This window comes from Streptomyces sp. NPDC002784 (assembly GCF_053592135.1).
Genome location: NZ_JBSFVD010000061.1, coordinates 1 through 11,146 on the forward strand (window position 1 = coordinate 1; position 11,146 = coordinate 11,146).

An 11,146-nucleotide genomic window follows, 5' to 3' on the forward strand; every position below is an offset into this window, starting at 1 on the left:
CGGGGAATTATCTGGCCGCCACCGGGGAGAACTGGATGGCCGCCAGCGGGGCGAACTCCTGGCCGCCTACGGGGAGAACGAAATGGCCGTTGACAGGCGGGTTCGCGCGCGGATGCCTGGAGGTGTGTCCAGCTCAGGAGGATGATCCTGAGAGCAGAAGGAGGGTTCAATCACCGGATGGCTGAGACTGACATTGACCTGGGAGTCGTGACGGCGCCGTCGGGAGTCCTCGTGTTGGGGATGGCGTCGTGGATCGACTACTGGCCGCAGCTGGGCCGACCGCTATCCGAGCGCGCAAGGGCCGCGGCATCGGTCGGCGGCGGACACGTCCACGACGGGATGTGTGAGATGGTCTCGGTTCGCGCCGCCGATGACAGGCCGTTGATGGTGCGGGCCGACACGGCGGCGTCGCCCTTCGACGGAGGACCAGCCATCGCAGTCCTTGAGATCGATCTCGGACTGCCATGGGCCGGCACCGCCGGGGGCGAGCCGATCATCCTCGGCGACCTACCGGTCGACCGTTGCGGCATGGTGCTCGGTGACGCGCTTGCCCTGGACTCCTGGACCGGAGACGGCCATCCGTCAACCGACGGCCTTGCCGACGTCGCCTACTGGGGAGGCTACGCGGAGGCCGCCCATCTTCAGTTCGGCGGAGACCTGATCTTGCGACACAGCGGTCAAGTGCGAGGGTGGCTCGACCTCCCGATAGATGACGCCAAGAAGCTCGGCGACGCCCTCAACGACTGGAAAGGCGACGAACAGGGCCGGGGCGTCATGGTCGCAGTCGATGAGCACACCCACTTCCACTGCTTCAACCGCGCGAGTTGGACCCACCCGCTTCAGATCGGCGCCATCGAGGTCGCTGACTGCCCCGTCCTAGGGATCAACTGGGACAGCGGCGACCACTCGATGCGACATCGCGGCGAACGCCGCTTCGGACAGGTCTATCCCGTGACTCTTCAGCCTGACCCCACGGGCCAGACAACGATGCGCTGGACGATCCCGCCCTACGAGCCCGGTCACCACGGCGCAGAGTGATCAGTAGGCACCACCGACTACTCAGGGTGGTCAAGCTGGAAACCGTCAGAGAATAGGCGACACCTCAACATGCGGGCTTACCAGCCCCAGCCCGTTTAAGGGCGCAGCCTCTTCAACATGACCGCGTAGACGGGGGAGTCGGCGAACGGCTGCTGCTCGCCCACCTTTGCGTAACCCCACGTCTCGTACAGAGCCTCCACCTTCGAGTGTGTCACGTCGACGAGGAGCACGGAGAGATCCTCGCTGCGCTCCTTCAGCAGGGCATCGTGCAGCCGATCTGAGATGCCCTGCTTCCGCCACTGCGGGCGCACCATCACCTCGGAAACGGCGTAGGTCGCTGTGTACCCGTTGTTCGGCTCGAACTCGGTGGAGCGCCACCACTCACGACCCTTTCGCAGCGGGGCGCCGTACGCGAAGCCGGTCGGCTCGTCCCCGTCGAAGGCGACGACGCAGGTGAAGCCGTCCATGGCCGACCAGTGATCGACGAACCACGGGAATCGCTGATTGAACTCGTTGTCCATCGCATCGGCGTAGGCGTCGGCGTGCACATCGATCAGCATCTGCTTGAACCCCTCCGGGAGGCTTCCCTGTCCGTAATGCCGCAGGTCGATCAACCTGGTCACGCTCGACTCCATTCATCTCGCATGCGGTCTGCCCAGTCGCGGGCGTACGTCGCAGACGGCGCCAGCCGGAACAGGTCTCGGTGAAAGTCTCCGATCAGGGTGCGCATGCGTCCAGGCAGTGGAGTGCCATCCATGATCGTGAAAACGGTGGCTGCGGTCGCTGTGGCTTGCTCCGGCTCTCCTTGGCGGAGCTGTGCCAGAGCGAGCTGGCATGTGGCCAACGCCCGGTTGCGCTGGAACTCCGGCGGGATCCTCGCCAGGGCGCGGTGCGCCATCGCCTCGGCTTCGGCGGATTCCCCATTGTGGTTCAGGATGATCGCTGCGAGATGGTTGAGCTCGGCCGGCCCGTAGAACGCGGTCCACCGGGGGCGCTCGATTTCGGCTGCCCTCCCGAGGGTGTCCTGCGCAGCACCCAGAGCCCTCTGGGCTGCCCGTAGATCTCCCAGCGATGAGTGGGCCAGAGCCAGGCGGACGCGGCCCATGGAGCCGAAGAACGGATCTCTACGGGCAGCCGGAGTCGCGGTGGCCGCCTGTGCTGCCGCAAGCTGCTCGTGCCAGTTCTTCCGCTGGTAGGCGAGCATGGCCATGTTGATCCACACATGCATACCCGTGGGCGGGTCCTGGGAGAGACCTGCGAACGTCGTCGCCTCGTGCAGGTGCTGTTGAGCCGTGTCCAGGTCACGGAGGTCAATGCACGACCAAGCCGCGATGGTGGTGAACTCGGCAGCGAGCGCGTACAGGGCGCGGCGAACTCGCTCGGTGGCGTTCTGCTGCTGGAGTTGCAGTACTTGGGCGCGCGCGTTGAGGGCTGCGGTCGCCAACGAGGTGTGTCCACCCTGGCGGTCGTCGGCTTCCACAAGTTCGTTCATGGCGGCTGAGGCGCGGGCGACATCCGTCATGCCCACGGCCCGGCGCTGCTTGACGATCGGAACGGCTGCGGATGCCGTTCCGGTGGTGGAAACGATGAAGTCGCGACGCCGCACGGGGTCCTCCGGGGGGAATTGCATCGAGCTGGGTGCGCTGAACCCTAAGTCCGCCACGGGGCAGCCGAACACACGCTCAAGTGCTGCGCAAGTGCGTCCGATTGGGCGTCGGCTCGACCCGTTGAGCAGGTTGCGCACCGTCCGAGAGGAGACTTCGCCGGGGCGGCCGGTGATCTCCTGTAGCGCTGTGTTGAGCTGAGCGGCCAACTCTTCCTGAGTGAGCCCGAGTTGTTTCATCCGGCGCTGAAGGATGAGGTTCACTCCCATGCTTCGAACGTAGTACCACCGTCACACCGCTGCCCAGGCGGTAGGTCATGGGAACGCAAAGTCTTCCGGTTGGCGGGCGAGCACGAACCCGAAGCTCTTCCTGTTGCCCGCCGCTCGCTGCTCGTTGACTGGCTATCAGTCGCCGAGCCGGGTTCGGCACGGCGGCTGGCAGGAAGCCCCGCCCTGCCGCCCCCGTCAGGGCGGGGCCACGCCACGCCGGAGGGAAAGACCTCATGAACACGACCGCCGCGAACCGAATGCGATCGGCGCCCCGCGTAACACCGCCGAGCTGCCCGGCATCCGCGAGTCCGTGTACCCCACTCGCACTCTCGTCACCAGCGTGCTTACGGCCCAGGGCACGGACACCGACCGCCATGTCAGCGCCAACCACCAACCCGCAGGCCGACGAAGAGCAAGAGCACGGTGCTTCCCCACAACCGTGCCTCACGCACTCGCACTGACACGACGGCGACTTTACAGATGGCCTTTTCGACATGGAGCCGACCATGACGACCCCCCTTACCGACCCGGAACGCGCCTTGCGACGCGTCCCCGGCGCTGCGGATGAGCCAAGACGCCACCGAGGCGTCTACCAAGGCCTTGCGATGTCGATCGAGCGTCAGCCCGCCCCAGACGGCGAAGGCCTCTCCAGCGCAGACGCGGCCTGGCCGCAAAGGCTGCGCAGGATAGTCCGCGCCAGCCTCACCTACTGGGGCTGCCCCCACCTGGTAGAGACCGCGGAGTTACTGCTCACCGAGTTGTCTACGAACGCCCTGCGCCACGCCTTCGGCCTCGACATCGGCGTTCGCATGTGTCTTCAGGACGGCCACCTGATGATCGAGGTGTACGACGGCTCGCCCCTGCGCCCTGTTGCCCGCTGCGCTGATCCCTACGACGAGAGCGGCCGTGGGCTGCTCCTTTTGGACAGCCTGGCCGAAGAGTGGGGTGTCAGCGAAGACGGCACCACAACCTGGTGCACTCTCCCCCTGACCAAAGGATCTTCTCCCATGGAACCCGTCGCGGTGACCGCGCCGGTCATGCGCACAGCTCCCATTGTCATCTCTGGGGATCGCAACGCCGGAGCGTTAGCTCGCCGCCAGGCGCGCACCCTGCTCACCATGCTGAGGTGGCCTGGGGATCATCATCGGGCGACCGATGTGCTGCACGTTCTCGTCGACAACGCGGTACAGCACGCTCTCACCGCCGAGACAGGCGGGCAGCGCCTCGAAGCCTGCCTCAGCGTTACCGAGGCCCACGAACTGCTCATCGACGTCACGGACTCCGACCCCGCCTTCCCCGAATTCGACAAGGCTATCGCCGGCGTCGGTGGCAGCCTCTGGGAGATTGCGCAACACGGCGTGGCCCTTACCTGGTTCGTGGGCGCTACGTTCGACGGCAAGACCGTTCGCGCTGTTCTGCGACCCGGGCCGGTGGACTGGTGAGCGCCGCGGCTAAAGCAACGCCGACCGCCGCCGAGATTATGCAGCACCTGGTCCAGTCCGCAGACTCTCCACACGCTCCAGCCGCCGACATGGCCGACCTGGCCGAGATGATCCGCATCCTCCTGGCGGTAGAGGCACGGCGCGACACCCGCGTCCGCCTGGGCGGCAGTCTTTTCGATGTCGTCATCACCAGCTCCGGTCTTCAGGCGCGCGGCGCCGTTGCCCTCATGGACGAGCTTCAGGGCGGATGCGGGCCCGTCATCGCGGACCCCGCCAGCGGCTGGTTGTACTGGCTCGTCCCACCAGGCTCCTCCGAACGGTGGGAGCCGCATTCACACGCCGTATGCCTGGGCTCGCCCCACACGATCACGCTGCCGTCCCTGAACAGGACTGTTCCCCCAGGCCTGTACTGGTTGCGGCCGTCCGCCAGCGACCGGCTCGTCCCGCCCGGGCCGCTCCGCGAGGCCCTGGCGCAGCTGCGGCCCGAGCCGACACCGCACGCCGCGCTCGCTGCACTGCTTGGCATCGCCACCTAAGACTGCGTGCTAGCCGGGTGGCGCCGACGAGCACGATCAAACGAACCGACGCCGGAGCGCCGGCGCATACCTCGCCAGTGACCCCGGCGAAGGGCGCAATCCCGAGGCCCACGGCCCGACGAGACCCACTGCGCTGTCAACCACCCTCGACGTCCGGACGACAGCAGCACCCGAACGACACCCGAGAGTGCCAAGAGAGAAGGAAGCTGCGCGTGTTTATAGACATCCCTGGCGAACTCGAAGCCGTTCTGATCGACCGCCTTCTCCCGCCCTGGGAGCTGGACGGTTCGTTCCTAGCGCAATCCACCATTGCCGAGTACCGGACCGAACTGACGGCCACCCCACGGTTCGAGGAGACCGCCGCGACGCTACGCAACGCGCTGACCGCAGAGGGCGGCGGATACGCCGTGCTGCGCCTTGGAAACCTCGCCAAGGCGCTGGGAACCAACGACGACCGGTTCCTGCGGCTGGCGACGGCTTTCGCTGCCGAGGTAGCCGTCCCCTTCTCGCCCTTCCCACGGTGGCCCCTCTGGAAAGACATCGGGGTCAAGGTCGACAAGGACCCCGGCAAGTCCAGCGGCATTGGGTACAACGCCTTCCACATGGACCTGGTGAACGGAACCTTGCCCCCGGACTACACCACGCTCCTGTGCGTCCGCCGTGACCCGCTCGGCGGCGGCCCCAGCATCCTCTCCGACGCCCATGCGGCGGTGGCGCGGCTGTCGGAGAACAGCCGCGCCCTGCTGGCCGAGTCGGCCTACCACTACGGGACCTTCTTCGACCTGTTCGGCGTGGGCGAGGAGTACAAGCCGTTCCCGATCCTGGACTGCTCCGCCCCGGGCGAAGGGTTCGTCCGGTTCACCGCCAAGATGCTGGAGCGGTCCCGGCTTGGCCGGGCGCACGCCGACGCCGCCAGGGAACTCGCCGAGGAACTGGTGCGGGGCCAGGTCTTGTTCATGCTCCAGCGCGGGGACTACCTCATCGTGAACCAGCGCTGCTTCTTGCACGGTCGGGAGGCTCTCCACAGCGGTCAGGAGACCGTCCCGGTCGCCGCCAGGCGGCTGCTCCTGCAGTTGTTCCTGCGCGCGCCAGCTGGCGGCGGCTCGGCTTCGTAGCCGGTCGACGGCACCGGTGACCTACCGAGACCCCGGGGCCAGTCCCCGCGCACGCGGCACGGCCACGAGGCGGGGCCCGGTCGGGTACTCCCGGAAAGAGTCGCGCACCGGGTTCCCGGGGCGCGTGCACGTACTTAGATGCGCGAGTTGCGCAGCGACTGCCACACAGCGCCGGCCAGTGCCTGCGTTGACCGCGCGACCGACAGCTGCTCGTGCTCGCGGTACAGGGCCCAGTTGTATTGCACGAGCGACAGCTTGTTGGAGGACAGCGATCCCGCCTGGTGGGCCCGGTACACCGCCAGCGGCTCAGCCAGGCCCCGGGCGTCAGCACCGTCCCGCATGATCGACAGCCACAGGGCGTAGTCCTGGCGCTTGCGCATCTCCGGCATGAGCCTCGTGCCCAGGACGTTGCGGTCGTACATGGCTGTCAAGGCGCCGATGTAGTCCCGGCGCAGCATCGCGCGGTAGTTCACGTGCTCCCGCGCACGGACTACCCGCCCGTTCGGGACCCAGTCGGTGCTCTCGCCGTCGTAGTCGGCGTTCATCTTGAAGTACGAGGTGAACGTCAGCGGCGCATCACCTTCCGCAGCGAAGGCGAGCTGCTTCTCGGTCTTCTCCGGAAGCCACATGTCATCGGAGTCAAGGAATGCGACGTAGTCCCCTCGGGCCCTCTCGATTGCGAGGTTGCGTGCCCGGCCGGCGCCGCCCCGCTCGGGTGCCGATTCCGGTAGGACGCGCTTGTCCTGCCGAGCGAACTCCATGAGCAGGTCCATGGAGCCGTCGGAGGACTGGTCGTCGGTGACCAGCAGCTCCAGGTCGCTGTGGGTCTGCGTGAGCACCGACCGGACGGCTGCGCCGAGGGTGGCTGCCGAGTTGTAAACGGGCATCACGACCGACACCAAGGGCACAGTGCTTCTCCTTGCCAGATCAGGAACGACGGTCCATTCAAGCACCGCAATGGAGTAGGAGCTGCCATGCAGATAGTCATCGCTGGTCAGGGCTATGTAGGGCTTCCCCTGGCCGTACGCGCCGCCGAGGTGGGCCACTGTGTCGTCGGTTACGACGTGGACCTACACCGGGTCCAGCAGCTTGCCGCCGGCCAGTCCTACGTGAGGGACGTGGACTCCTCGCGGCTGCGCGCTGTACTGGACTCCGGGGCCTACACCGCGACCGCCGACACTGCCGCGCTGGCCAGCTTCGACATCGCGGTGATTACCGTACCGACCCCGCTTCGGGACGGAGTGCCCGACCTGACCTACATCGAGTCCTGCGCCCGGACACTGGGCGAGCACCTTCGACCCGGTGCGACGGTGGTCCTGGAGTCCACGAGCTATCCGGGAACCACCGACCAACTGCTGCTGCCGATCCTTGAAGAGGTGTCGGGCCTCAAAGCTCGAGTGGACTTCCTGGCCGGATTCAGTCCCGAGCGGATCGGAAACAAGCGCTGGTCGTTCGATACGCCGAAGTTGGTATCCGGAATCGACGCCAAATCACTCGACGTGATCAAGGGCTTCTACGACGGGATCTTCCAGACCACGGTTCCGGTGTCCGGGACGAAGGTCGCCGAGCTTGCCAAGCTGCTGGAGAACACCTTCCGGTTCGTCAACATCTCCTTGATCAACGAGATGGCGATGCTGGCCGCTTCCCTCGGCGTGAACATCTGGGAGGCGATCGACGCCGCCGCGACCAAGCCGTTCGGATTCACGCGGTTCACCCCGGGGCCGGGCGTCGGCGGGCACTGTCTGCCCGTCGACCCGATGTTCCTTTCGTGGAAGGCTCAGCAGGAGCTCGGCGTCCCGTTCCGGTTCGCAGAACTCGCCGCCGACGTGAACCGGCGTATGCCTGACTACGTCGTCCGGCGTCTCGTGGAAGCGCTCGACAAGCGCGGCATGCCCGTCAGGGGATCTCGGATTCTGCTGCTCGGCCTGACCTATAAGTACAACGCCACCGACCTTCGCAATTCCCCTTCGGCGCGCGTCGCTGAACTTCTGCTCGACCTCGGCGCCGAGGTCCGTGGCGCCGAGCCCAACCTCCCGGACGGTGACGCCATCGAGCTGCACGTGCCCCGGGTCGATGCGAACCCGGACGAGGTAGCCGCCGCTGATGCAGTGGTTCTTCTCATGGACCACCCACAATTCGACCTCCCAATGATCGGCAAATGCGCAACCTATGTTCTCGACTGCCGAAACCGTCTTTCCGGTCCGAGCGTCGAGACGCTTTAGCCTTTCGAAATCTCCGACCTCTCCACAATCCCCTATGCCCGGGAGTTGTCTTGCGCGACGAATGGGAGCACGCCCACACCGACTACACAATGCCAGCGCGGCGCCGAATTCCTGCCTCGCTGACCGAAAGTGAGAGTGACTGGCGTCGTCACCTGGAATACTCAACCCCGAATGGCTGGCTGATTCGGCACAACGCCATGACCGAAGCGCTCGTCAGCGGAAACCCGATGTACCTGCTGCACACCACCAAGGACATCGACGCCATCCGCGCCAGCGGAGAGGTGCACGTCTCCACCGGATGCCTGGTCGGGGCCCTGTACTGCTCGCCTCTCGCTCGTCAGCGCGGAGGGCTGCGCCCGCACAACCTTGGCGCCTACCTTATGCAGACGAAGCCCAGCACCACGCCCATGGTCTTCGAGGTCACCCCGGACGCCCCGATCCCACCCAAGGGCATCGACTACCTGCATCTCGGTGCAATCCACCTGCGTATCTTCGACCGCTACCAGAACTTTCTCACTCCGGCCGAGAACGACCAGCTCGACCGCGCCGTGCTGACCGGGCTGCGCGGTGCGGCCGCGTTCCTCGACGTTGCCCTGCGCAACGCCGCCGACCATGCCACTCCGGCACCCGAGTTCATCGACCGCCTGTCCGACGCCGTGGCCTACGTACCGTTCCTCGGGTACCTGTACTTCGAGGTGCTGTCCGAGTACCTGATGCTCCACTCCGCCACTTCGGAGACCAAGAGCTACGCCCAAGAGGGAGAGCTGAACAACTGGCTCTGCAAGCGACTCGCCTTCGCGGCAGTGGACGGCATGGGCCAGTTGTTCGACCTGGCCCGCTTTGCACCGCGCAATGACCGGCTCGTCCAGCTCATCGAAGGCATGGAACCGGCTCTGAGCTCGGGAGTCACCGAATACGTCCGGCGACGACTGTCCCACCTGTTCGCCAGGACCGCGCTGCACCCGTCCCAGGACGCGGGGGCGGTCACCTTCTGGGGCGCTGATCTCAGAACGCTCCGTAAGGTGGCGCCTGGGCTGATCGGTCAGATGATCTTCCGCGAGATGCGGTACCTGCCTCGCTACCAGCAGCTCTACCACTGCTTCGAGAAAGCCAAGGCGCTTGAGGTGTGGAACTACTGGAATAGCGAGGGAATACCTACCCCCTTCAACGGAATCCTCCCCAAGGGGGAGATAGGGGTGAATCCCGTTTACCCCAGATCGAAAGTCCGGGTATGGACCTCAGAGCTGGACAGCAAGGGCTGCTTGCATCCGGACGAGGAAATCAAAGCCGTCTTCACGCCTCATCTGGCGTCGTGGTGGGCGCCTCCCCGTCAACGCGCCACGCAGAACCCAACCGACGGCTCACGTGTCGGGCTAGCTCTGGAAGCCCCGATCCTCACCCAGCGGTTATCGGCGAACGGAGTTTCCTCATGACCGCCAAATTCCTGAACATCCTAACTGGCATCAACCGCATCTCGGCGCCTTCGTCCGGGAGCATGATCCTCGCCAACGATCTCTACGGCGCGATGCCTGACACCCACACGACTTTCCTGGGCAGGGCACCGGTCGATCAGGCCTGGAAGGCCGGGTTCGATCATCTGATCACCCTCTGCACAGTGAAGCGCCCTCAAGGCCCCGACTTTGACGCGTACGTTGACGAGCTGACACGTGAGATCGGTGCGCTCATCGAGAAGATCCAGCCGAGCGCCATCCACGCCCAATACCTCGGATTCGCTCTCAGCCTGGCCTTCACTCGAACCGCCGGCCAAATCCCCATCATCGCCATCGCCCACGGCCCCGAGGTGATGGTGGCCGAGCGCAACGCATCAGAACGCGAGGCCATGCAGGAAGTTGCTGCCGCCAGTACCGCGATCGTCACTCCAACCGCCGCCCTCGCCGACCGCATCGACCGACTCACCGGACGCCGATTCACCGATCGGCTCACCGTCATCCCGTGGGGCCTGCGCTTGAGCCATGCCCGGGTCCGCGATCAGCCGCCCACTGGAACCGGCCCCCTGTCCCTGGTGCACGCCGGCCGCCTGGACGACAACAAGTCCACGGTCACCGCCATCGAAGCCCTCGCTCTAACCGATCAGCCGCACCACTTGACCGTGATCGGCAAGGGCCCCCTACGCGAGCATCTGGAGCAGCGGGCCCTCGAACTCGGGCTGCGGGACCGGGTCCGCTTCGGTCCATCCCTCGCCCGCGCCGAACTGTGGCGCCTACTGCCGGATTTCGACGCCTTCGTCTTCACAACCAGAGGTCTGGAGGCTTTCGGGCTCGTCCTCATTGAGGCTCAAGCCCACGGACTTCCGGTCGCCTACTCCGATCTCCCCGGCGCAAGGGAAATCCTCGGGCACACTGGAGTTCCCTTTACTCCCGGCGACCCGCGCTCACTGGCCATGGCCCTGGACGAGATGGGCCGGGACTTCCACCGACGCAAGGCCCTGATCAAGGCGGCTCTCGCTAACGCGCGCCGGTACGACATCACTACCACCGGCCGCCGGCTTCGCGAACTGACACTCCACGCTACGAAGTCGCACACAGCAGAGCCCATCATCGCCACCCGCCCCTACCGGTAGTTCGTTAAATCCGGTGATGGTGTGGGTTGACTGCAGGTCGGGTTGGTCGTAGGCCAGTGGTAGGAGTCAAACCTGCCGCTGGGCCCGAAGGCGGCGGCACGGCCGGCTTGGAGCGGTGCGGGGCGGGGCGGCCCAGTTCGGCCATGCCGTCGACCATCATGCGGTGCTCGTACTCCAAACACTCCCACATGCCCCCCTGCAACCGGGCTGTTGTCGGCGGTAGAGGTTGGATCGTCCCGTGGTGGACTCGACGCCGGACGGCTGGCCACGTTGCGGATCACCCTGGCCGAACTTGACTCCATGGACGACCGGCAGTTCGAGCACGCGTTACGAGACCTC

Annotated in this window: 10 protein-coding genes; 7 read left to right on the forward strand and 3 right to left on the reverse strand. The window is 65.9% G+C overall.

All coding sequences use genetic code 11. From position 1 onward, the window contains the following. Positions 1-177: 177 nt before the first annotated feature. A complete protein-coding gene (locus tag ACWD1Z_RS35565) occupies positions 178-1,038 on the forward strand; it encodes a hypothetical protein (RefSeq protein WP_451124758.1) in 861 nt (286 codons plus the stop codon). A 95-nt stretch (positions 1,039-1,133) separates the two neighbouring features. On the opposite strand, the gene ACWD1Z_RS35570 is transcribed toward ACWD1Z_RS35565, so the two are convergent. Together ACWD1Z_RS35570 and ACWD1Z_RS35575 are read right to left on the reverse strand one after the other, a co-directional pair. Then, the gene (locus ACWD1Z_RS35570) at positions 1,134-1,661 is read right to left on the reverse strand and encodes an N-acetyltransferase family protein (protein ID WP_451124760.1); all 528 of its coding nucleotides are present in this window, start codon (positions 1,659-1,661) and stop codon (positions 1,134-1,136) included. Further along, positions 1,658-2,911: an XRE family transcriptional regulator gene (locus ACWD1Z_RS35575; protein WP_451124762.1), complete on the reverse strand. Its 1,254-nt coding sequence runs from the start codon at positions 2,909-2,911 to the stop codon at positions 1,658-1,660. The genes ACWD1Z_RS35570 and ACWD1Z_RS35575 overlap by 4 nt, the downstream gene beginning before the upstream one ends. 506 nt (positions 2,912-3,417) lie before the next feature. Here ACWD1Z_RS35575 and ACWD1Z_RS35580 point away from each other — a divergent pair. The 3 genes from ACWD1Z_RS35580 (at position 3,418) to ACWD1Z_RS35590 (ending at position 6,004) form a co-directional block, all read left to right on the forward strand. After that, entirely contained in the window at positions 3,418-4,353 is a 936-nt protein-coding gene (locus tag ACWD1Z_RS35580) for an ATP-binding protein (RefSeq protein WP_451124764.1), read from the forward strand. An 89-nt stretch (positions 4,354-4,442) separates the two neighbouring features. Next, positions 4,443-4,889: a hypothetical protein gene (locus ACWD1Z_RS35585; protein WP_389421629.1), complete on the forward strand. Its 447-nt coding sequence runs from the start codon at positions 4,443-4,445 to the stop codon at positions 4,887-4,889. A 212-nt stretch (positions 4,890-5,101) separates the two neighbouring features. After that, positions 5,102-6,004, forward strand: a complete 903-nt coding sequence (locus ACWD1Z_RS35590) for a TauD/TfdA family dioxygenase (protein WP_451124766.1) — start codon at positions 5,102-5,104, stop codon at positions 6,002-6,004. A 134-nt stretch (positions 6,005-6,138) separates the two neighbouring features. Here the strand turns inward: ACWD1Z_RS35590 and ACWD1Z_RS35595 are convergent, their stop codons facing one another. Beyond that, the gene (locus ACWD1Z_RS35595; RefSeq protein WP_389421627.1) at positions 6,139-6,912 is read right to left on the reverse strand and encodes a glycosyltransferase family 2 protein; all 774 of its coding nucleotides are present in this window, start codon (positions 6,910-6,912) and stop codon (positions 6,139-6,141) included. 66 nt (positions 6,913-6,978) lie between these two features. On the opposite strand from ACWD1Z_RS35595, the gene ACWD1Z_RS35600 reads away from it, so the two are divergent. Genes ACWD1Z_RS35600 through ACWD1Z_RS35610 form a run of 3 tightly spaced genes read left to right on the forward strand, consistent with a single transcriptional unit; the run spans position 6,979 to position 10,807 of the window. Beyond that, complete coding sequence (locus tag ACWD1Z_RS35600; RefSeq protein ID WP_389421626.1) at positions 6,979-8,226, forward strand: nucleotide sugar dehydrogenase; 1,248 nt, start codon at positions 6,979-6,981, stop codon at positions 8,224-8,226. A gap of 50 nt (positions 8,227-8,276) precedes the next feature. After that, positions 8,277-9,659, forward strand: coding sequence for a hypothetical protein (locus ACWD1Z_RS35605; protein WP_451124769.1), 1,383 nt, complete (start codon positions 8,277-8,279; stop codon positions 9,657-9,659). Further along, entirely contained in the window at positions 9,656-10,807 is a 1,152-nt protein-coding gene (locus ACWD1Z_RS35610) for a glycosyltransferase family 4 protein (protein WP_451124771.1), read from the forward strand. Before ACWD1Z_RS35605 ends, ACWD1Z_RS35610 begins: the two co-directional genes overlap by 4 nt. Positions 10,808-11,146 lie beyond the last annotated feature (339 nt).